The sequence below is a fragment of the Nocardiopsis mwathae genome (assembly GCF_014201195.1).
Lineage (GTDB): Bacteria > Actinomycetota > Actinomycetes > Streptosporangiales > Streptosporangiaceae > Nocardiopsis_C > Nocardiopsis_C mwathae.
Map to the genome: position 1 here is coordinate 1,495,350 of NZ_JACHDS010000001.1, position 22,228 is coordinate 1,517,577.

A 22,228-nucleotide genomic window follows, 5' to 3' on the forward strand; every position below is an offset into this window, starting at 1 on the left:
GGGCAGGTCGGGAAGGTAGGTCGGCATGAGCATCGACCCCGCCTCCGGCGGCCGCCGACCGCACAGCGGCCGTGCGGAGCCGGCTCCGGAAGGCACAGCGCCCACGCGGCCGGCGCCCGGCCGCGCCGTGCGCCGCTACTGGTGCGCGTGGGCCTGGACCGGCGGTGAGGACGCGCCCGTCGCGGCCGACGTCCTGATCGAGGTCGACGCGGTCGGCCGCATCGCGTCGGTCACCCCCGGCACCCCGCCCCCGGCCGATGCCGAGCACCTGCCCGGGCTCACCATGGCCGGGCTGGCCAACGCCCACTCCCACGCCTTCCACCGGGCGCTGCGCGGGCGCACCCACGCCGACGGCGGCTCGTTCTGGACGTGGCGCGAGCGGATGTACGCGGTCGCGGACCGGCTCACCCCCGACTCCTACCACCGGCTGGCCCGCGCGGTCTACGCGGAGATGGCGCTCGCCGGGATCACCTGCGTCGGCGAGTTCCACTACCTGCACCACGACCGCGGCGGCGCCCGCTACGCCGATCCCAACGCCATGGGAGCGGCCCTGGTCGCCGCCGCCGCCGACGCCGGGATCCGCATCACCCTCCTGGACACCTGCTACCTGTCGGGCGGGCTGTCCGCCGACGGCGAACACCTGCCCCTGGACGGCCCCCAGCTGCGGTTCGGCGACGGCGACGCCGACACCTGGGCCGCGCGCGTGGACGCCTACACCCCGCAGGGCGACCACGCCCTGCTCGGCGCGGCCGTGCACTCGGTGCGCGCCGTCCCCGCCGCGCAGATCCCCGAGGTCGCGGCCTGGGCCGACGCACACCGGGCGCCCCTGCACGTCCACCTCTCCGAGCAGCCCGCCGAGAACACCGCGTGCCTGGCCGCCTACGGCCGCACCCCCACCGCTCTGCTCGCCGACTCCGGGGCGCTGGGGCGGCGCACCAGCCTGGTGCACGCCACCCACCTCACCGACGCCGACGTCGGCGCGATCCGGGCGGCCGGCTCCACCGTCTGCCTGTGCCTGACGACCGAGCGCGACCTCGCCGACGGCATCGCCCGCACCGGCGACCTGGTGTCCGCGGGGTTCCCCGGCGGCACCGCGCCCGCGCCCCTGTCGCTGGGCACCGACCAGCACGCGCAGATCGACATGTTCGAGGAGATGCGCGGAGCCGAGCTGCATGAGCGCCTGCGCACCGGGCGCCGCGGCACGCTCACCCCGAGGGCGCTGCGCGATGCCGCCACCCGGCACGGGCACGCCTCCCTCGGCTGGGGCCCCGGCACCGTGGCCGGGGTGCTCACCACCGGTGCCCGGGCCGACCTCGTCACCATCGGTCTCGACGGTGTCCGGCTCGCCGGCCTCGACCCCGCCCGTGCCAGCGACGCCGTCGTGTTCGCCGCCACCGCGGCCGACGTCCGGCACGTCATGGCCGACGGCCGGTGGATCGTCCGCGACGGCGTGCACACCGCGATCCCCGACACCGCCCGCGAGCTCGACGCCGCTATCACCGCGCTGTACGCCTGACCCTCCCGGCCCCGGTGAAACCCCTCCGGAATCGACAGGTCCGACCAGAAGGAGCCCCGCACATGACCGCACCCTCCGCCCCGGCCGCCGTGCTGATCGACGGGATCGGCAGCCTCGTCACCAACGACCCCGCGCTGGGGGAGGGGCCGCTGGGGGAGGTCGCCGACGCCGCCCTGATCGTCGAGGGCGGCCGCGTCGCCTGGGTGGGCCCATCCGCACGGGCGCCCCGGGCCGACGTCCGCGTGGACGCGGCCGGGCGGTGCGTCATCCCCGGCTTCGTCGACAGCCACTCCCACATCGTCTTCGCCGGTGACCGCAGCCGCGAGTTCGCCGCCCGGATGAGCGGGCGGCCCTATGAGGCCGGCGGCATCCGCACCACCGTCGCCGCCACGCGCGCGGCCGGCGACGCCGACCTGCTGGGCAACGCCACCCGCCTGCTGCGTGAGGCCCATGCACAGGGCACCACGACGCTGGAGGTCAAGTCGGGCTACGGGCTCAGCGTCACCGACGAGGAGCGTTCCCTGCGGATCGCCGGGAGGGTCACCGACGAGGTCACCTTCCTCGGAGCACACGTCGTCCCGCCCGAGTACGCCGAGGACCCCGCCGGCTACGTCGACCTCGTCACCGGGCCGATGCTGGACGCGTGCGCCCCGCACGCCCGCTGGATCGACGTGTTCTGTGAGCGCGGCGCGTTCGACGAGGAGGCATCGCGCCGCGTCCTCACCGCCGGACAGGAGCGCGGGCTGCTCGCCCGCGTACACGGCAACCAGCTGGGCCCCGGGCCGGGCGTGCGACTGGCCGTCGAGGTCGGCGCCGCCTCGGTGGACCACTGCACCCACCTCGCACCCGAGGACGTGGACGCCCTCGCCCAGTCGGCCGAGGGCGGCGAGGGCACGGTCGCTACCCTCCTCCCCGGGGTGGACTTCTCCACCCGCCAGCCCTACCCCGACGCCCGTGCCCTCCTCGACGCCGGCGCCGCGGTCGCCCTGGCCGGGGACTGCAACCCCGGGTCCTGCTTCACCTCCAGCATGGCCTTCTGCATCGCCCTGGCGGTACGCGAGATGCGGATGACGCCGGACGAGGCGCTGCGGGCGGCGACGGTGGGCGGCGCCCGCGCCCTGCGCCGTACCGACGTGGGGCACCTGGGGGTGGGCGCCCGTGCCGACTTCGCCCTGCTGGACGCCCCCAACCACATCTACCTGGCCTACCGTCCGGGTGTGCCGCAGGTCGCGGCGGTGTGGAAGGACGGAGAACTCGTCAGCGGACGCCCGTGACCCGTTCTGACCTCCGCATTCGTCACTCCGAGTGACCCGCTGTGCCGCCCGCCGGGAGGTGGGCGAGCCCCGAAGGGCGGCCGCGAAGCCTTGCACCGCCGAGGATTCGGGGTTGAACCCACCCCTAACCGGCCCGTAGCCTGATCGAAACATAGGGTAATCAGACTCGGAGCGAATCGGCGCTCCCCGCTGCTGGCCCGCCGTCGTGCCGCCGCGGGGAGCGCCCACGTGCAAAGGGAGTGCTCATGACCCTGTGGCGGATCCGTACGGTCGTCGAAGACCGTCCCGGCCAGCTCGCCGGGGTGGTCGGGACGATGGCCGCCCACGGCGGCAACATCGTGGGCCTGTCCATCCACACCGACGCCGCCGGGGTGGTCGACGAGTTCATCGTCGACGTTCCGGGAGAGCACCACTCGCTGCTGCGCGCCGTCGGCCGGAGCAGCGTCACCGACTCCGTCGTGGCCGCTCCCGCCGAACGCCGCGAAGTCGGCGACGACGTCACCCGTGCCCTGCTCCTCACGGCGAAGCTGCAGCGCGAGCCCAACCGCCTGCCCGAGGCACTGGCCGAGCTGCTGCTCGCCGACGACGCACGGTGGACCAACCTCACCAAGCCCGTGGCCGAGTTCCCCGAGGAGCCCGAGAGCACGCTGCTGGTGCCCGTCGGGCCGCTGCGGGGGGTGCGGCTCCGCCGCGAGGATCGGCCGTTCACCTGGACCGAGTCGGCCCGCGCCGACGCGATGGTCCGCTCCGTGCTGCCGTCTGCGGGCCCGGCCCCCACCGACGGCGCCGTCGTCACCCACCGCGGCACCGACCTGTACGTCTGGCAGGTGGGGACGGGCGACGCCGCCGCACTGCAGCGCCTGCACCGGCGCTGCTCGGCGGAGACGACGCGGCGCCGCTACTTCTCCAGCGTGCGCGAGCTCAGTCCGCGGATGCTCGGTGTCTTCTGCGACCCCGAACGCGGCCTGACCCTGGCGGCGCGGTCGCTCAAGGGCGGCGAGCCCGTGGCCCTCGCCCACCTGATGTACACGCTGGACCCGGGGGTGGGCGAGATGGCCTTCCTGGTCGAGGACGCCTGGCAGCAGACGGGGGTGGGGACCGCTCTGGCGCGGGCGCTCACCGCCATCGCGGCCGACTGGGGGCTGGCGGAGGTGCGCGCCGAGACCACTCCCGGGAACAGGTCGATGCTGCGGATCATGCGGCGCCTGGGGGCGTCGGTGGGCCCCCCGCGTGACGGCGTCGTCCAGGCCCGCCTGCCGGTCGCCGGCACGGTGCCGTCGCGGCGGCCGGGGCGCCTGATGAGCCTGCTGAGCCAGGCCGGGTCGCCCAACGCCGCCCTCGGCTGACACGCGGCCGCCGCCCCTCCGGTGATCTCGGCGGTGCCGGTCGCCGGGAGGCCGGTCGCCGGAACATCGACCCGATACCGGTGAGGAGGAGGCCGATATCCCGAGACCGGCGGAGGGGCGGCGTGGCCGGGGTATCAGGCGGCGTCGTGGGGCACGGCGCTTCCGGTCGGCTCGGCCGCCGCCTCGCGCTGGGCACGTCCCAGTCGGCTGTTGCGCATGCCGTAGGCGAGGTAGATGGCCACGCCGAGCGCCATCCAGGCGAGGAAGCGGATCCAGGTGTCGACGGTCAGGTTGAGCATCAGCCAGCCGCAGGCCAGGGCAGCGATGATCGGTAGAACCGGGACCCAGGGGGCGCGGAAGGCGCGCGGCAGGTCGGGCCGGGTGCGGCGGAGCACGATCACGCCGATGGACACGACCACGAACGCGAACAGCGTCCCGATGTTGACCATCTCCTCCAGCGTGCCGATCGGGATCAGTCCGGCGAGGACGGCGACGACGGCCGTGGTGGCGATGTTCATGACGTACGGGGTGCCGTAGCGCGGGTGCGTCCTGGACAGGCCGCGCGGCAGCAGGCCGTCGCGCGACATCGCGAACCCGACGCGGGCCTGGCCCATCATCAGGACCAGGATGACCGTGGTGATGCCGATGACGCCGCCGAGCGAGATGAGGGTTCCGGCCCAGTCGGCGCCGACCGATCGGAACGCCTCGGACAGCGGGGCGGGGGTGTCCAGCTCCGTGTAGGGCCGCATGCCGGTGATGATCGCCGAGACGGCCATGTAGAGCACCGTCACGATGATCAGCGAGCCGAAGATGCCGATCGGCATGTCCCGCTTGGGGTTCTTGGTCTCCTCGGCGGTGGTGGCGACGACGTCGAAGCCGATGAAGGCGAAGAAGACGATCGAGGCGGCCGTGATGACGCCCCACAGGCCGTACTGGGTCGGCTCCAGGCCGAAGAGGAGGTGGGTGAGCGGGGTGTGCCCGACCGCGGTCTCCTCGGCCGGGACCGACCGCGCTTCGGGGATGAACGGCATCCAGTTGGCGGCCTTCACGTAGAAGGCGCCGACGGTGATGATGAGCAGCACGATGCCGACCTTGATGGCCACGATGACCATCGTGACGCGGCCGGAGAGCTTGGTGCCGAGCGTGCTGAGGGCGCCGAGTAGGACCACGATGAGGATCGCGCCGACGTTCACCGTCAGCCCGGCGATCTCGAACGTCGTCGGGACGCCGGTCAGATCGCCGGCGTAGCCCGACCAGCCCACGGCGACCACCGAGGCGGCGAGGGTGAACTCCAGGATCAGGTCCCAGCCGATGATCCAGGCGAGGAATTCGCCGAGTGCCGCGTAGCCGAAGGTGTAGGCGCTGCCGGCCACGGGCACGGTGGAGGCGAACTCCGCGTAGCACATCGCGGCGAGCCCGCACACGAGCCCGGCGATGAGGAACGCCAGCACGATCGCGGGGCCCGCGTTCTCCGCGGCCTGGCGTCCGGTGACGACGAAGATGCCGGTTCCGATGATGACACCGATACCGAAGACGATGAGGTCGAATCCGTTGAGGTCCTTCTTGAGCTGATGACCCGGCTCGTCGGTGTCGCGGATCGACTGCTCGATGCTCTTGGTACGCGTGAAACTGCGTAAAACGCTCAAGAGGCGCCTCCGTGCCCGTGCGTGGCCCTTGTGGGGCGGATGGGATGAAACAACGTCGGGTGATCCTACCGGGGATTTAACGCGAACTAACACCCCGCGTTTAGCTTCATCTGCTCCAGACGGCGGTCGGCGGGTGGAGATGAAGTAGACGGGGTCGTCGGGGGCGAAAAGATGTAGGCCGACTTCATCTCGGGCGGGGGCGCTCGCCCGTGCCGGCGCGTGGGGTGGGGCGGAGCACCGGACCGGATCCGGTGTGGAGGCGCCGGGGAACGCGAAAGCCGGTGCCGCGCTGGGGCGCTGCACCGGCTTCGCGTGTGCGGGGGCGAAACTCAGGCGTCGGAGTCTGCGGCCGACTGCTCGTCCGCCGAGGGCTCCGCCTCGGGGGCGGCGGCCTTGGGCTCGGCCTTCTTGGTGGCGCGGCGCTTCTTCACCGGGCGGGAGTAGTCGACCAGCGGCTCGAAGCGGGTCTCGTGCTCCTTCTTGCACTCGGTGCAGGCGTCGACCTCGCGGACGGTGCCCTCCCAGGCGAACTGGATGACCTCAGTCGCCTCGACCTTCTCCTCGCGGAGTGCGTGCGGATCGCAGTACTTGAGCGTGAAGACCTCGGTGACCACGGCGGTGGCATCCCTTCGGTTGTCGGATTGGGGACTGGTGCCCAGATCATACACGTGTTCGAAGGGTCTTCAGGGGGTGTTGCGAACCCCTTTTCGAGGCCGGAAACGCAGAAGTGGGGCGCGGTGTGGCCCCTGTGAAGCCTAGCGAAGCCGGGGGCGCGTCCGATGCGGATGGGGCGGGTGGGGGGAGGGGATATCGGTCACGCCCGTGTGGCGACCGACACGTGGTGAGCAGGGGTGGGGCTCGCATAGCATGTAGCTTCCAGGGAAGATATTTCCTTCTCAAGTCTCCGCATCCGGGGAGAATACGGGTGGAACGCCGCCCGGGCCTGTCTCCGACACCGACCGATTGAGAGTAGACCGATGCCAGGACAGACTCTGTCGACGAACCTGCCCACCACGACCCTGCTCGCCGACGTCACCGCCCTGATCGCACGCGTCGTCATCGGCGCCTCGTTCATCCTGCACGGGATGCAGAAGGTCGGCATGGGGGTGGACGGTACGGCTCAGATGTTCGCCGCGATGGGCATCCCGATGCCGCAGGTCGCCGCGATCGTCGCCATCGCCATCGAGGTCGGCGGAGGCGTCGCGCTGCTGATCGGCTTCGCGCTCCCCGTGGCCGGTGTGGCACTCGCCCTCCAGATGGCCGGCGCCATCGTCTTCTACCACCTGGCCGAGGGCCACGCCTTCGTCGCCCCGGCCGGCGAGCCGAGCTTCGAGCTGGCGGCCGTCATGGGCGTCGCCGCCCTCGCACTGGGCTTCACCGGTGCTCGCCTGGCCGTCGACCGGTGGCTGCCCTGGGGCAGGCAGGCTCAGAGCGTCGGCGCCTGACGTCGGCCGCGGCCGCGGAGGACGGCCGCGCGTGAGTGCCGGGCACACCCGAGGAAGGGGTGCGCCCGGCACTCGCCGTTGCACGCGCTGCCCGGATCAGGCGGTGCCCGATGCTCCGCTCCCGTCGTCCGCGTACCCGGACAGGCGCTCGGTGAGCAGCCTGACGAACCGCTCGGCGTCGACGGTGCGGCCGATCCGGGTGGTGCGCTCCCGGTCGGGGGTGCGCAGGTCGGCCACGAGCGCGCCGCGGGTGTACTCGCCGTGGCACTCCACCGTGGCGGAGCCGCTCTCCCAGCCGATGAGGTCGGGGTGGGTCACCGCCGCGACCGCGAGCGCGTCGTGCACCGGTGACCCGGCCGCTCCGGATGCCGCGATGACGCGCCGCGTGTAGACGCCGAGCAGCCGCCCGGCGACCCCCGCCGCGCCAGGGAGGGCGCTGAGCTCTTCGGCCGCTGTGAGCGGGAACAGTGCGGCGCGGGTGACGTCCAGGCCCACGATCCGCACCGGCAGCCCCGACTCCAGCACGCAGCGGGCCGCCTCGGGGTCGCAGTAGAAGTTGAACTCCGCGGCGGGCGTGATGTTGCCCTGGACGAACGCGGCGCCGCCCATCACCACGATCTCCCGTAGAGCCGCGCCCGCCTCGGGGTGGCGGCGCAGCAGCATCGCCACGTTCGACAGCGGCCCCACCGCGATCAGGGTCAGCTCGCCGGGCGCGGCCAGAGCCTGGGCCGCCAGCCAGTCGACCGCATGGGCGGGGTGGCGGCGGCGCGCGGATCCGGGCAGGTCGATCCCGCCGAGTCCGCCCTCGCCGTGGACCGGTTCGTCCCGGAGATGGCGCCGACGCGCGATCGGGCCGTCGAGCCCGGAGACCAGGGGAACGTCCTCGGGGACATCGGCCAGGTCCAGGACGCGGGCGGCGTTGCGCTCGACATCGGCCAGTGAGACGTTGCCGGCGACGGTGGTCACCCCGCGCACCTCCACCTCGGGGGAGGCGAACGCGAGAAGGAGGGCGACGGCGTCGTCCACCCCCGGGTCGCAGTCGATCGCAACAGGGGTCCTCGGCGTGCGCTCCACGGCGCCTCCATCCATGCGTCGGTGTTCCGGACGTCGTGTTTCCGCAGTGCGCCGTGACGGCCGCCCACGGCGGCCCGGAGGGGTGCGGTCCGGGGCCACCGGTGATCATCCCACCCCCACCTCCGATCTCCCACCTTTTCCCCCGCGGTCCTTCCGCTTTCGACGCCTTCGCTCGGCACTCGGGATGATCGCGTTCTTTCGCCGGGCGGCCCCTTGCGGCGACTCCGGTGTCGGCGGGCCCGCGGCCGGTGCGCTGCGGATCTTCTGGGGTTTCTCGGAAATCTATCGGCCGATTTGCGAATATGGACCCGGCGGTACCTCTTTCGCGTATAACGTGTTCCACCACCCCGATGGGCCCCGATGTGGGCGGTCGACGCCGTCCGCAGGGGTCGATCGGTGCCGATATCGCTCAGGGGAGGGCGAATCGGAATCGAGGGGGAGGAGCGGGCCGCGGGTCCGCCGAGTTCTCGTTTCCATCCACGTATTGGGGAGGATCGTGGTCGACTATCTGGAAGGCAGGCCCGGGAAGGTGCCTGAGGAAGGGGAGGTGGAGCGGTTTCGCAGCAGGGAATGTCGGGACGGCGGTAATTCCGCAGGGGCTGCGGGCGGCTCGGCTTCGGCCGTTTTCGCGTCCTGGGATCCGCAATTCGTCACGCTGCGCAGGCGGTCCATCGCGCTAATGGCGATTCTGGTGACTCTCGTCCTGGGATGGTATCTCGGCTACCTTTTCATGTCCGCCTATCAGCGCGACGTCATGGGCCATCAGCTCGTCGGCTGGGTCAATGTCGCGCTCATCGCCGGTGTCGGGCAATTCGTGTCGACATTCGCCCTCGCGTGGGCCTACGGGCGCTACTCCCGACGCCACCTCGACCCCCTCGCCGAACGGATCCGCGCCGGATCCCGGCGCGAGGGGGCCGACCTCCGCACCGCCTTCGGCGGGAAGGCGGAACACCTGTGACCACCACCGACATCGCCGCCATCCCCGAACGGGCCTTCGGCGCCTCGCACGCCTGGACGCTGGTGCTGTGCGCCCTGTTCATCGTCGTGACCCTGGCCATCACCCTGCGGGCACGCCGCACCACCCGCGCAGCCGTCGACTTCTACGCCGGAGGCCGCAGCTTCAGCAGCACCCAGAACGGGCTCGCCCTGACCGGCGACTACCTGTCGGCCGCGTCCTTCCTGGGGATCGCGGGCATGATCGCGCTGCAGGGCTACGACGGCTTCCTCTACTCCATCGGCTTCCTGGTGGCGTGGCTGCTCGTGCTGCCGATGGCGGAGCTGATCCGCAACACCGGCCGCTTCACCCTGGCCGACATCCCGGCGTTCCGGATGCGCCGGATGCGGATCCGGCTCGCCTGCGCCACCTCCACGGTGACCGTCAGCGTCTTCTACCTGATCGCCCAGATGGTGGGGGCGGGGGCGCTGGTGACCGTCCTGCTGGGTATCGCCGAGGGCGGGACCTTCCTCGGCCTGACGGCCTCGCAGACCAAGACCGCCGCGATCGTCTTCGTCGGCCTGCTGATGATCGTCTATGTCATGTACGGCGGTATGAAGGCGGCCACGTGGCTGCAGATCATCAAGGCGTTCCTGCTCCTGTTCGGCACGATGCTGATGTCGTTCATGGTGCTGGCCGTGTTCGGGTTCAACGTCAGCGCTCTGCTGGGCAGCGCCGCCGAGGCCAGCGGCCAGGGGCAGGCGTTCCTGGAGCCGGGACAGCGCTTCGGGGTCGAGGTCCCCGGCGATCCCGTGCAGACCCTGTTCAACAAGCTCGACCTGTTCAGCCTGGGGCTGGCGCTCGTGCTCGGCACCGCCGCGCTGCCGCACATCCTGATCCGCTTCTACACGGTGCCCGACGGGCGCGCCGCGCGCACCTCGGTCAACCGCACCATTCTGCTGGTCGGCACCTTCTACCTGATGACGCTGGCCCTGGGCTTCGGGGCGGCCGCGCTGGTCGGACCGGAACGCATCCGGGCCCAGGACCCGGCGGGCAACACCGCCGTGCCGCTGCTGGCCGCGGAGCTCGGCAGGATCGCCGGGGGGCCGGCGGGCGCCGCCGTGATGCTCGCGTTCATCAGCTCGGTCGCGCTGGCCACCATCCTCGCCGTCATCGCCAGTCTCACCCTGGCGTCGTCCTCCTCGGTGGCCCACGACATCTTCGGGCACATCCTCATGTGGGGCCGCCCCAAGGAGTCCCAGGAGGTCGGCGTCGCGCGGTTCTCCGCCGTCATGATCGGGGTCGTGGCGATCACGCTGGCGATCCGGGCGCAGAATCTCAACGTGGCGTTCCTCGTCGGGCTCGCGTTCGCCATCGCCGCCGCCGCCAACCTCCCGGTGATCGTGCTGTCGCTGTTCTGGCGCCGGTTCAACACCCGGGGGGTCGAATGGGGCATCTACGGCGGACTGAGCGCGTCACTGCTGCTGGTGCTGCTGTCGCCGGTGATGTCGGGCAAGACCGACCCCCGGACGGGGGAGAACCTGTCGCTGCTGCCCGACTGGATCGACATCCAGGTCTTCCCCCTGGAGAATCCCGGCCTGGTCGCGATCCCGCTCGGTTTCGCCTTCGCCGTCATCGGCACCCTCCTCTCCGAGGAGCGCAACGCCGACCGCTTCCAGGAGCTGCGGGTGCGGGCGCTCACCGGACTGGGGGTGAAGTAGGCCGACCGGTGGGCGGGCGGCACGATCCGGAACCGACGCGCCGCCGAGCCGTGCACACCCGCGGCACCACCCGGCACGCCCCGCTGACGGCGACGGCCCCGCCCCCCCGAGATCCGACCGACAAGGGGGCAGGGCCGTCGAAGCCGCTGAGAGGCGCGTGCGCGAGCGCTAGAGAGCGCCGGGGACCTCCAGGCCCTCGGGGAGCTTGGCCGCGGCGGCGCGATCCAGCAGGAACAGGGTGCGGTTGCGGCCGCGGGCGCCGCAGGCCGGGACCTGCACCGCCCCGCCGTCTCCCAGGGCCATGCGCACGGCGTCGGCCTTGCCCTCTCCGCCGGCCAGGACCCACACCTCGTGGGAGGCGCGGATGGCCGGGAGGGTCAGCGACACCCGGGTGGGCGGCGGCTTGGGGGCACCGTGCACCGCCACCACGGTCCGCTCCTCCTCGTACAGCGCGGGCTGGCCGGGGAACAGCGAGGCCACGTGCGTGTCGGGGCCGATGCCCAGCAGGCAGATGTCGAACGACGGCACCCCCGCGTGGTCCTCGGGGCGCGCCGAACGCGCCAGATCCTGGGCGTACCGCTCGGCACCGGGCTCCGGGACGTCCCCGTCGGGACCGTCCGACGCCGGCATCGGGTGGACACGCTCCGGGGCGACCGCCACGTGGTCCAGCAGCGCCTCGCGCGCCTGGGTCTCGTTGCGTTCCGGATCGCCGGCGGGCAGGAAGCGCTCGTCGCCCCACCAGATGTCCAGTCGGCGCCAGTCGATGGCGTCGCGCGCCGGGGCCTGGGCGAGCTCGCGCAACACGGCGATACCGACCCCGCCGCCGGTGAGCACGATCGACGCCGTGCCCCGCGCGGCCTGCGCGTCGACCAGCCGGGTCACGATGCGCGCCGCCGTGGCCTTGGCCAGCAGGGCGGCATCGGGGTGAACGATGATGCGGGGAGCGGTCACGCCGTCGCCCCCGATCGCTGCAGTCGGGTGCCCACGTGCTTGGCGGTCCTCTCATAGATCTCGTCGGCGTCCAGGCGGCGCAGCTCCTCGGCGAGCGCCTCGGCGGCGCCTCGCATCGACAGCGCCACCTGCTGGTCGGGCTGGTTGGGCCGCGACAGGGTCGCCACCCGGCCGTCCACCCGGGTGAGCGCGATGTCGCCGCAGTCGGTGATGAGCCGGGTGCCGGTGATGCCGGGGCCGTCGGACTCGGTGCGCTCCACCGGTACCTCCAGCTGGTCGGAGAGCCAGGAGGCGAGGAGTTCGGCGCTGGGGTAGTGCGGTTCGGCGGTGACCTCGGCCGCCGTCACCCAGCCGCACGGCTGGTCCATGGTGCTGGCCAGCAGCGAGCGCCACGGGGTCAGCCGGGTCCAGGTGAGGTCGGTGTCGCCGGGCCGGTAGTGCCGGACACGGCTGAGCAGGTCGGCGACGGGGTCCTCGGCACGCAGCGCGTCGGTGATGCGCCGGTGCGCCATCTGGCCGATCGGGTCGGCCGCGGGGTCGTGCGGTCCGACGCCCGGCCACCACGCCACCACCGGGGCGTCGGGCACCAGCAGCGGGGTGACGACGGAGTCGGGGTGGTCGCCCAGCGGGCCGTACAGGCGCAGCAGCACCGCCTCACCCGGGCCCGCGGTACCGGGGCGGCGGATCTCGGCGTCGATGGCGGGTTCGGCGTCCGGGTCGCGGCGGATCAGCGCGATGACCCGCGAGGGGTGCTCGCGGCCGGCCTCGGTGGCGGCGCGCACGGCGTCGTAGTGGTCGGCCTCGTCGGTGACGATGACGAGGGTCAGCACCATGTTCATCGCGCCGCCGCCGACGCTGTTCCGCTCGGCGGCCAGCTCCTCGGAGATCTGGGAGGTGGTGGTGCGCGGCAGGTAGAGCGTCATGGTCTCCTCCATTGGCGGCCGTCGCGGGCGAGCAGGTCGTGCGCCGAGGGCGGGCCCCACGTTCCGGCGGCGTAGGCGTCGGGACGGCCGTTCTTGGCCCAGAACTCCTCGATCGGGTCGAGGATCTTCCACGACAGCTCGACCTCCTCCTGGCGGGGGAAGAGCGGCGGGTCGCCGATGAGCACGTCGAGGATGAGACGCTCGTAGGCCTCCGGGCTGGACTCGGTGAACGACTGGCCGTAGGCGAAGTCCATGGTCACGTCGCGCACCTCCATGGCGGCGCCCGGGACTTTGGAGCCGAACCGCAGGGTGACGCCCTCGTCCGGCTGGATACGCAGGACCAGCGCGTTCTGCCCGAGGTCGGCCACGTCGGTCTTGCTGAACACCTGGTGCGGAGCGCGCTGGAAGACCAGCGCCACCTCGGTCACCCGGCGGCCCAGCCGCTTGCCGGTTCGCAGGTAGAACGGCACCCCGGCCCAGCGGCGGGTGTTCACGCCCAGCTTCATCGCGGCGTAGGTCTCGGTGACCGAGTCGGAGGGGATGCCGTCCTCCTCCAGATAGCCCGACACCTGCGCGCCGCCCTGCCAGCCACCCGCGTACTGGCCGCGCGCGGTGCCGGCGGCGAGGTCCGGCGGCAGTGTCACCGCCGACAGCGCCTTCTCCTTCTCCAACCGGATGTCGTCGGCCCTGAAGGACACCGGTTCCTCCATCGCCACCAGCGCCAGCAGCTGCAGCAGGTGGTTCTGGATGACGTCGCGCGCCGCGCCGATGCCGTCGTAGTACCCGGCGCGGCCGCCCACGCCGATGTCCTCGGCCATGGTGATCTGCACGTGGTCGACGTAGTTGCGGTTCCACAGCGGCTCGAAGAGCGTGTTGGCGAACCGCAGCGCCATGATGTTCTGGACGGTCTCCTTGCCCAGGTAGTGGTCGATGCGGAAGACCGAGGCGGGCGGGAACACGTCGTCGATGACCGCGTTGAGGTCCCGGGCGCTGTGCAGGTCGTGGCCGAACGGCTTCTCCACGATGACGCGGCGCCAGGCGTCCTCGCGGGACTCGGCGAGCCCGGAGCGCTTCAGCTGGGTGACGACCGTGGGGAAGAGCTTGGGCGGCAGCGACAGGTAGAACGCGTAGTTGCCGCCGGTGCCGCGCCGGGCGTCCAGGTCGCGGACGGTCCGGGCCAGCTCGTCGAACACCGCGTCGTCGTGCAGTTCACCCTGCACGTAGCGCACGCCCTCGCTGAGCTGGCGCCAGACGTCCTCCCGGAAGGGAGTGCGGGCGTGCTCGCGGACGGCGTCGTGCGCGAGCTGCGCGAAGTCCTCGTCCTGCCACTCCCGGCGGGCCACCCCCACCAGGCCGAAGCCCGGCGGCAGCAGGCCGCGGTTGGCCAGGTCGTAGATGGCCGGGAGCAGCTTCTTGCGGGCGAGGTCGCCCGTGACGCCGAACAGGACGAGCACGCTCGGCCCGGCGACGCGGGGCAACCGCCGGTCGGAGAGGCTGCGCAGCGGATTCGGGATCGCTCCCGGCATCACCGGTTCTTTCACCTTCGACGAACTCCCCGTGTGGTGGTGTGCGGCCGTGCCTGCGGTCGTGTCAGAGACGACGTGCGGAGATCGAATCGTCCGCCGCCCGGCGGGTCCCTGTCGCCGGAACACGCGGGGACCCGCCGAAGCGGCACCGATCTCCTGTCCTCGCGGCCGCAGAGAGCGGCCGCGGAGGGTTCAGCCCGCCGAGCCCAGGCGGTCGGTGACCATGGCCAGCAGGCTCTCCCAGGACTTCTCGAACTTCAGGACGCCGTCGTCTTCGAGCAGCTTGACGACGTCGTCCATGTCGATCCCGGCATCGGCGAGGGCCGCGAGGTCGGCGCGGGCCCGGTCGTAAGTGTCGCGCACGGTGTCACCGGTGATCTCACCGTGGTCGGCGGTGGCCTCCAGGGTGGCCTCCGGCATGGTGTTGACGGTGCCGGGCGCCACGAGTTCGGTGACGTACAGCGTGTCGGGGTAGGCCGGGTCCTTGACGCCGGTGGACGCCCACAGCGGGCGCTGCGGCCGTGCTCCGTCGGCCTCCAGGGCCTTCCACCGCCGCGAGCCGAAGACCTCCTCGTAGGCCTCGTAGGCCAGGCGGGCGTTGGCGAGGGCGGCGCGGCCGCGCAGCGCCTTGGCGGCGTCGGTGCCGATCGCCTCCAGGCGCTTGTCGATCTCGGAGTCGACGCGGCTGACGAAGAACGACGCCACCGACTGGATACGCGACAGGTCGTGCCCGTTGGCCGAGGCCTGCTCCAGACCGGCGAGGAAGGCGTCCATGACCGCCCGGTAGCGCTCCAGCGAGAAGATCAGCGTGACGTTGACGCTGATGCCCTCCGCCAGCGCCGCCGTGATGGCCGGAAGGCCCTCGACGGTGGCCGGGATCTTGATCATCAGGTTGGGGCGGTCCACCATCCACCACAGGGCGCGCGCCTCGGCGACGGTGCGCTCGGTGTCGCGCGCCAGCCGGGGGTCCACCTCCAGGGAGACCCGGCCGTCGACGCGGTCGGTGGAGTCGTACAGCGGGCGCAGCACGTCGGCCGCCCAGCGGATGTCGTAGCCGGTGATGAAGCGGACCGCCTCATCGACCGAGACTCCGCGCGCGGCGAGGTCACGCAGCTGCGCGTCGTAGGCGTCGCCCTCCTTGAGGGCCTTCTCGAAGATCGTCGGGTTGGATGTGACCCCGACGACGCTGCGGGTGTCGATCAGCTCCCGGAGGTTGCCGGAGCGCAGCCGCTCGCGGCTGATGTCGTCCAGCCAGACGGCGACGCCCTCGCCGGACAGCTTCTGCAGCGGATTGGTCATCTGCTCTTCGCCTCTTCACTCGTCGGGCCCGGCCGTGTCCCCGGCGCCCTGCCTCGCGGGGCGCCGGGGTGGTGCGCGGCGCCCGATGTACGCGGGGAGGGCCCTCCCCGGTGCGGTGGAGGACCCTCCTCATAACACTCAGTTTCCGGTTGTCGTTCCCCGCTCGCCGCCGAGCTTGGCCATGCTGGCGTGCACCGCGGCGACGACGCGGTCGGGCGTGAGCCCGAACTGCTCGTAGAGCGTCTGGTAGGGCGCGGACGCGCCGAAGTGCTCCAGGCTGACGGTCTCACCGGCGTCGCCGACGAACTCGCGCCACCCCATGCCGATGCCGGCCTCGACCGCGACGCGGGCGCGCACCGACGGCGGCAGCACGTGCTGGCGGTAGGCGTCGTCCTGTTCGCGGAACCACTCGACGCTGGGCATGGACACCACGCGGGTGGGGGTGCCGGACTCTTCGAGCCGCTTGCGGCCCTCCAGCGCGATGGCGACCTCGCTGCCGGTGGCGATGACGATCGCCCGGGGCTTGCCGTCGGACGCCTCGGCGAGGATGTAGCCGCCCTTGGCGGTGGCCTCGGCGTCGCCCAGCTCGGAGCGGTCGAGGGTCGGGACGTTCTGCCGGGTCAGCGCGAGCGCGACGGGGCGGTCGCCGTTGCACATGATCTGGCGCCAGGCCACCGCGGTCTCGTTGGCGTCGGCCGGGCGGACGACGTCCAGGCCGGGGATGGCGCGCAGCGACCACAGGTGCTCGACCGGCTGGTGGGTCGGGCCGTCCTCGCCCAGCCCGATGGAGTCGTGCGTCCAGACGTAGGTCACGGGGAGCTTCATCAGCGCTGCGAGCCGCACCGCCGGGCGCATGTAGTCGCTGAACACCAGGAAGGTGCCGCCGTAGGGACGGGTGGGGCCGTGCAGCGCGATGCCGTTGAGGATCGAGCCCATGCCATGCTCGCGGATGCCGAAGTGCAGCACCCGGCCGTAGCGGTTGCCGGAGAACGCCTTGGTGGAGTACTCCTCCGGGATGAAGGAGGGCTCGCCCTTGGGCGTGGTGTTGTTGGACCCGGCCAGGTCGGCCGACCCGCCCCACAGCTCCGGCAGCACCGGCGCGATGGCGTTGAGCACCTCGCCGCTGGCCTTGCGCGTGGCCATGCCCTTCTCACTGGGCTCGAAGACGGGCAGGGCGTCCTCCCAGCCGTCGGGCAGCTTGCCCGCGGCCAGCCGGTCGAACAGCTCGGCGCGCTCGCCGGCCGGGCTCCGCCAGCCTTCGAACGCCTCCTCCCAGGCGGTGCGTGCGGCGCGGCCGCGGTCGACGGCCTTGCGGGTGTGGGCCAGCAGCTCCTCGGGGACGTCGAAGGACGCCTCGGGGTCGAGCCCGAGGATCTTCTTGGTCGCGGCGATCTCGTCCTCGCCCAGGGCGGCGCCGTGCACGGCGCCGGTGTTCTGCTTGTTCGGTGCCGGCCAGCCGATGATGGTGCGCAGCTTGATGAACGAGGGCCGCTCGGTCTCGGCCTGGGCGGCCAGGACGGCGCGGTGCAGCGCCTCGACGTCCTCGGTGTAGGCCTCGCCCGCGGTCCAGTCGACCTCCTGGACGTGCCAGCCGTAGGCGGCGTAGCGGGCGGCGACGTCCTCGGAGAAGGCGATCTGGGTGTCGTCCTCGATGGAGATGTGGTTGTCGTCCCACAGGACGATCAGGTTGCCCAGCTTCTGCGTGCCGGCCAGCGCGCTGGCCTCGTGGCTGACCCCCTCCTGGACGTCGCCGTCGGAGCAGATGGCGTAGACGAAGTGGTCGAAGGGGCTCTCCCCGGGCGCGGTCTCCGGGTCGAACAGGCCGCGCTCGCGGCGCGCCGCCATGGCCATGCCCACGGCGTTGCCGATGCCCTGGCCCAGCGGTCCGGTGGTGGTCTCCACGCCCGCGGTGTGCCCGTACTCGGGGTGGCCGGGGGTGAGGCTGTCCCACTGGCGCAGCCGCTTGATGTCGTCCAGGCTCAGCCCGTATCCGGCCAGGAACAGCTGGATGTAGAGGGTGAGGCTGGAGTGGCCGCAGGAGAGGACGAAGCGGTCGCGGCCCACCCAGGACGGCTCGCTGGGGTCGTGCCGCATGACCTTCTGGAAGAGCAGGTAGGCGGCTGGGGCGAGACTCATCGCGGTCCCCGGGTGGCCGGAGCCCGCCTCCTCGACCGCGTCCATCGCCAGGGCGCGGACCACATCGACGGCACGCCGGTCGAGGTCCGACCAGTCAAGGGCTTGGGAAGTGTCGATGTTCACGCGGGCTTCAGGGCTCCTTTCACGCATCCAGCCGATACCCGGACACCTCGGCCGGGGACCGTGAATGTGAGGTTGTCCATCTCTGTGGTGATCTGCCGAGCGATCCGCGCGCAGGGGAACCGGCACGGGGTCGGCGGCCGAGTCACGGCGGCGCGACCGGGTACCCCGGAGAACGCGGCAGGTGTGACCAACTGCGAGCTTACCGCCCACATGGGCTCCGCGCCTGTCTGGGATGTCACAAATGAGCTTACCCCGCCACACCTGAGCGGCGGGTGGGAGCGGCGGAGCGTGGCGTGCCCGGCCTTCCGGTGCCGGATATGGGAAGCTGTGGAGGCTGCGCGGCGCGCCCGAGAGGCCGATCCGACGGCGCGGTGCGGCCGGTGCGGCGGGTACGTGGCGACGATGTGCGGCGGCGCGGGGCGGAACCGGGCGGAGTGGCGGGACGAACCCCGGTCAAAGGTGCGCCGGAGGAAGTACTACAGTATGTCGTTGACGGGGCTTACGGCATCTTGACCCGAGCGTCTGGAGTGACCTGGATCCCCGCTGTGGCGAGCAGTGAAGATCCCTGATTTCTTTGAGGTTCAGCGTGTCTTTGTCCGTAGGACGGATCATCCCCGCACTCCCCGAGGCGACGGCCCCCGCGCGGCCGGGAACACGGCGGCACTGATGGCACTGATGAACCGATCCGCCGACGACGCCTCCGGGGCGCGTCCCGACGAGTCGACCGAGGATTCACCGCGCACCACCCCCTCCTTCGGTGACTACGTCCGGGCCTATGTCGCCCTGTCCAAGCCGCGCGTGATCGAGCTGCTGCTGATCACCACCATCCCGGTGATGTTCGTGGCGGCCGGCGGGGTGCCCCCGCTGTGGACCGCGGTCGCCACCCTGCTGTTCGGCACCATGTCGGCGGCGAGCGCGAACGCCATCAACTGCTACATCGACCGCGACATCGACCAGGAGATGCGGCGCACCCGCCGCCGCCCGGTCGCCATGGCCCAGGTCACCCCCCGCGGCGCCATGGTCTACGGGCTGGTGCTGGCCGTGGGCTCGACCGTCGGCTTCGCGGTGTTCGTGAACTGGCTGTCGGCCGCGCTGTCGGTGTTCGCGATCGCCTTCTACATCTTCGTCTACACGATGCTGCTCAAGCGGCGCACCGCGCAGAACGTCGTGTGGGGCGGCATCGCCGGCTGCATGCCGGTCCTCATCGGCTGGTCGGCCATCACCGAGCGGCTCGACTGGGCCCCCTTCATCCTCTTCCTGGTCGTGTTCTTCTGGACACCGCCGCACACCTGGGCGCTGGCCATGCGCTACCGGGAGGACTACGCGGCGGCCAAGGTCCCGATGCTGCCGGTGGTCGCCGGTGACCGCCGCGTCATGCTGGAATGCGTCGCCTACAGCTGGGCCACCGTGCTGGTGTCGCTGCTGCTGTGGCCGGTCGCCGGGACGACGCTGGTCTACCCGGTGGTCGCGGCCGTACTGGGTGCGCTGCTGCTCGTGCAGGCCCACCGCCTGCTGGCCAAGGTCAACGCCGGGGTCACCGGGGCCAAGCTGCAGACGATGGGCTTCTTCCACCTCTCCAACGCCTACCTGGCCCTGCTGTTCTGCGCCGTGACCGTCGACCCGCTGCTGGCGGGCATCGTGCCCTGACCCGCGCGGCGACCGCCACCGGGCGGTGGGCCGCTCCCGCGGCCCGCCCGACCGGCCCACCGAACGGCGCGGACGGGCCCTGACGAGCCCTGGAACCGTTACCATCTGGGGCCATGCCCGCACTTGACACCAAGGCCATCCTCCAAGGGCGCAAGCCCGGCCGGTCCACCAGCCTGACCATCGGCATCATCGTCGGCACCCTGTGCACGCTGGGGATGATCGGCTACCTGCTCGTCTCGGGGCTGGCCCACGGCGGCGTCCACGGCATCCTCGGGTTCCTGCTGAGCCTGCTCGCGGCCGTCATCCCGGTCGCCATCCTCATCCCGCTGATCCTGCTCCTGGACCGGCTGGAGCCCGAGCCCGGGCGGCTGCTGGTGTTCGCGTTCCTGTGGGGTGCGGGCGTCGCCGTCGTCGTCTCGCTCATCCTCAACACGCTCGGCATGGAGGCGGTCGCCGTCCCCGTGTTCGGAGCCGACGTCGGCGAGATGGTGAGCACGGCCGCCGTCGCCCCGGTGGTCGAGGAGAGCGCCAAGGGCATCGTGCTCCTCCTGCTGCTGTGGCGGCGCCGCCACGAGATCGACTCCTACACCGACGGCGTCACCTACGCCGCGATGGTCGCCACCGGGTTCGCCTTCACCGAGAACGTCCTGTACTTCCTCAGCTCGTTCTTCGAGGAGGGTTTCTTCGGCCTGGTGTTCACCTTCGTGCTACGCGGCCTGATCGCGCCGTTCGGCCACCCGATCTACACCGCGATGATCGGCATCGGGGTCGCCTACGCCGCGATGAACCGCGGGAGGCTGCGCCTGCTGGCGCCCGTCGCGGGCTGGGTGGCCGCGGTGCTGCTGCACGCGATGTGGAACGGCTCGACGTTCTTCGGCTGGGCCGGGCTGGGCGCCGCCTACCTCGTGCTGTTCTTCGTGCTGCTGGGGATCATCGTGATCGCGGTGCAGGACCGGCGCCGCCAGGTCGCCGCGATCTCCTACCACCTGCCCGCCTACATCCCCACCGGCCTGGTCACCCCGGCCGACATCCGGATGCTCAGCTCGATGAAGGGCCGCCGCGGGGCACGCGCCTGGGCGCAGCGCAACGCCGGCCAGCGCGGCCGCCAGGCGATGAAGGACTACCAGCTGGCCGCCACCGAGCTCGCCCTGCTGCACCAGCGGCTGGACCGCGGCGTGGCCCGCCCGCACTGGGAGGGCCGCCGCGACAACTTCCTGGCGCTCATGCACGTGGCCCGCGAGGCGTTCCTCGGCCGGGTCCAGCAACCGGTCGCCCCGGGCTGGGCGGCCACTCCGACCGACTCCGGCTTCCTGCGGCGCGCCGACTTCGCCCACGTCATCGCGAGCGCGCAGGAGCAGCGGGAGCAGCGGGAGCAGGGCGCCCGGCCGTCCTCAGGACGCCACCGCGGCGCCGGCCAGCGCTACCGCAGCCACGGCGACCCTCGGCACGGGCGCGGGAACCCCGGTTAGGGCATGAAAGGCCGAACTCGCCCTAGCTTCGGGTGGGCGCGGCAGCGGCCGCACGGTCCTCGGGAGGCGACCCGGGGACGCTGACGGCGACGCGTTCGGCGGTGGCGAAGTAGAGCCGCAGGATCGCGATCCAGGTCAGCCCTGACCCGAGCACGTGCAGCACGACCAGCCACTCGGGCAGGCCCATCACGTACTGGGTGTAGCCGATCGCGCCCTGGACCAGGAGGACGGCGATGAGCAGCCACGCCTGCGTCCGCGCCGTGCGCGACGCCGGCCCGCGGGCCAGCAGCAGGACCATGGCGACCGCGCCGATCAGGACGCTCCAGGCCAGGGTGGAGTGGATCCGCGCGACCAGCACCATGTCGAAGCCCCAGCGCGGAGCCTCGGCGTCGCCGCCGTGCGGCCCGTTGCCGGTGACCACGGTTCCGGCGACCAGCAGGAGAAAACCGAGGCCGACGAGCGCGGTCGCCAGACGGCGGGCCGTGGGGGAGACGGTCACCCGTAGCGGCCCCTGCGGTTCGCGGCAGCGCACGTAGAACGCCACGGTCAGGACGACCACGACCATGGACAGCAGGAAGTGCGCGGCGACCGACGCGGGGTGCAGCTTGGTCCACACGGTGATGCCACCGACGACGCCCTGGCCGAGGACACCGACGGGGATGATCGCCGCCAGGCGGATGAGGTCGCGGCGGCGCGGCCGCATGCGCAGGCACGCCACGAGCACGATGACGCCCACGGCCAGCACGACGAAGGTCAGTGTGCGGTTGCCGAACTCGATGGCGGCGTTGAACGCCGAGTGCCCGGTGTCGATCGGGACGAAGCTCTCCTCGGTGCACTTGGGCCACTGCGAGCAGCCCAGCCCGGACGAGGTCACCCGAACGGTGGCTCCGGTGACGGCGATCCCCGTGTTCACGACGATGTTCCCCAGCGCCCACCAGCGCAGGCTGCGCGTGGTCGGCTCCCAGATGGTGCGGGCGAGCACCACCAGCGCGATCACGCCGAAGACGGCGAACGCGATCTGCCAGGCCCACAGAGGCAGGGAGAGGAGTTCGATGTCGTCCGTCGCGATCGCGGCCGGACCGGGGTCAGCAATCATACGACGAACTGTAGTAGACGCCCGCGGCCACCCCGGACCCCCTCCGCCGATCTCGGCGAAGTGCACTGAACACTGGAAACCACCGCGGTCTTTCCGTGCGCT

17 protein-coding genes are annotated in these 22,228 nt (G+C 72.0%); 8 read left to right on the plus strand and 9 right to left on the minus strand.

Translation table 11 applies throughout. The features are described 5' to 3' along the window. The first annotated feature begins 25 nt into the window (after window positions 1-25). The 3 genes from HNR23_RS06025 (at window position 26) to HNR23_RS06035 (ending at window position 4,136) form a co-directional block, all read left to right on the plus strand. On the plus strand, window positions 26-1,516 hold the full coding sequence (locus tag HNR23_RS06025) for a formimidoylglutamate deiminase (RefSeq protein WP_184074311.1): 1,491 nt from the start codon (window positions 26-28) through the stop codon (window positions 1,514-1,516). 62 nt (window positions 1,517-1,578) lie between these two features. Next, a complete protein-coding gene (gene hutI / locus HNR23_RS06030) occupies window positions 1,579-2,790 on the plus strand; it encodes an imidazolonepropionase (protein ID WP_184074313.1) in 1,212 nt (403 codons plus the stop codon). Window positions 2,791-3,035: 245 nt separating this feature from the next. Next, window positions 3,036-4,136 (plus strand): GNAT family N-acetyltransferase, encoded by a 1,101-nt coding sequence (locus tag HNR23_RS06035; RefSeq protein ID WP_184074315.1) that lies wholly within the window; start codon window positions 3,036-3,038, stop codon window positions 4,134-4,136. A 134-nt stretch (window positions 4,137-4,270) separates the two neighbouring features. On the opposite strand, the gene HNR23_RS06040 is transcribed toward HNR23_RS06035, so the two are convergent. Both HNR23_RS06040 and HNR23_RS06045 read right to left on the minus strand, forming a co-directional pair. Beyond that, complete coding sequence (locus tag HNR23_RS06040; protein WP_184074317.1) at window positions 4,271-5,782, minus strand: amino acid permease; 1,512 nt, start codon at window positions 5,780-5,782, stop codon at window positions 4,271-4,273. Window positions 5,783-6,111: 329 nt separating this feature from the next. Further along, window positions 6,112-6,396, minus strand: coding sequence for a hypothetical protein (locus HNR23_RS06045; RefSeq protein ID WP_184074319.1), 285 nt, complete (start codon window positions 6,394-6,396; stop codon window positions 6,112-6,114). 363 nt (window positions 6,397-6,759) lie between these two features. Between HNR23_RS06045 and HNR23_RS06050 the strand changes: the two genes are divergently transcribed. Continuing rightward, complete coding sequence (locus tag HNR23_RS06050; RefSeq protein ID WP_184074321.1) at window positions 6,760-7,227, plus strand: DoxX family protein; 468 nt, start codon at window positions 6,760-6,762, stop codon at window positions 7,225-7,227. Between the two features lie 96 nt (window positions 7,228-7,323). Here HNR23_RS06050 and HNR23_RS06055 read toward each other — a convergent pair whose 3' ends face one another. Beyond that, window positions 7,324-8,301: a nucleoside hydrolase gene (locus tag HNR23_RS06055; RefSeq protein WP_343070437.1), complete on the minus strand. Its 978-nt coding sequence runs from the start codon at window positions 8,299-8,301 to the stop codon at window positions 7,324-7,326. 496 nt (window positions 8,302-8,797) lie between these two features. Between HNR23_RS06055 and HNR23_RS26580 the strand changes: the two genes are divergently transcribed. Both HNR23_RS26580 and HNR23_RS06065 read left to right on the plus strand, forming a co-directional pair. Further along, entirely contained in the window at window positions 8,798-9,259 is a 462-nt protein-coding gene (locus tag HNR23_RS26580; protein WP_343070438.1) for a DUF485 domain-containing protein, read from the plus strand. Beyond that, entirely contained in the window at window positions 9,256-10,956 is a 1,701-nt protein-coding gene (locus HNR23_RS06065; RefSeq protein ID WP_184074327.1) for a sodium:solute symporter family transporter, read from the plus strand. The genes HNR23_RS26580 and HNR23_RS06065 overlap by 4 nt, the downstream gene beginning before the upstream one ends. 168 nt (window positions 10,957-11,124) lie before the next feature. On the opposite strand, the gene pgl is transcribed toward HNR23_RS06065, so the two are convergent. From pgl to tkt, 5 genes are all read right to left on the minus strand, one after another. Beyond that, window positions 11,125-11,907 carry a 6-phosphogluconolactonase gene (pgl, locus tag HNR23_RS06070; protein ID WP_184074329.1) on the minus strand — a complete coding sequence of 261 codons (783 nt, stop codon included), beginning with the start codon at window positions 11,905-11,907 and terminating at the stop codon, window positions 11,125-11,127. Beyond that, a complete protein-coding gene (locus HNR23_RS06075) occupies window positions 11,904-12,830 on the minus strand; it encodes a glucose-6-phosphate dehydrogenase assembly protein OpcA (RefSeq protein ID WP_184074331.1) in 927 nt (308 codons plus the stop codon). The genes pgl and HNR23_RS06075 overlap by 4 nt, the downstream gene beginning before the upstream one ends. Beyond that, entirely contained in the window at window positions 12,827-14,356 is a 1,530-nt protein-coding gene (gene zwf, locus HNR23_RS06080; RefSeq protein ID WP_184074333.1) for a glucose-6-phosphate dehydrogenase, read from the minus strand. Before zwf ends, HNR23_RS06075 begins: the two co-directional genes overlap by 4 nt. Before the next feature lie 192 nt (window positions 14,357-14,548). Further along, window positions 14,549-15,655: a transaldolase gene (gene tal / locus HNR23_RS06085; RefSeq protein ID WP_184074335.1), complete on the minus strand. Its 1,107-nt coding sequence runs from the start codon at window positions 15,653-15,655 to the stop codon at window positions 14,549-14,551. A 138-nt stretch (window positions 15,656-15,793) separates the two neighbouring features. Then, window positions 15,794-17,914: a transketolase gene (gene tkt, locus HNR23_RS06090; RefSeq protein WP_184074337.1), complete on the minus strand. Its 2,121-nt coding sequence runs from the start codon at window positions 17,912-17,914 to the stop codon at window positions 15,794-15,796. Window positions 17,915-18,580: 666 nt separating this feature from the next. On the opposite strand from tkt, the gene HNR23_RS06095 reads away from it, so the two are divergent. Further along, on the plus strand, window positions 18,581-19,561 hold the full coding sequence (locus tag HNR23_RS06095; RefSeq protein ID WP_184074339.1) for a heme o synthase: 981 nt from the start codon (window positions 18,581-18,583) through the stop codon (window positions 19,559-19,561). 113 nt (window positions 19,562-19,674) lie between these two features. After that, window positions 19,675-21,030 carry a PrsW family intramembrane metalloprotease gene (locus HNR23_RS06100; RefSeq protein WP_184074341.1) on the plus strand — a complete coding sequence of 452 codons (1,356 nt, stop codon included), beginning with the start codon at window positions 19,675-19,677 and terminating at the stop codon, window positions 21,028-21,030. 22 nt (window positions 21,031-21,052) lie between these two features. Here HNR23_RS06100 and HNR23_RS06105 read toward each other — a convergent pair whose 3' ends face one another. Next, on the minus strand, window positions 21,053-22,126 hold the full coding sequence (locus tag HNR23_RS06105) for a COX15/CtaA family protein (RefSeq protein WP_184074343.1): 1,074 nt from the start codon (window positions 22,124-22,126) through the stop codon (window positions 21,053-21,055). Between the last annotated feature and the right edge of the window lie 102 nt (window positions 22,127-22,228).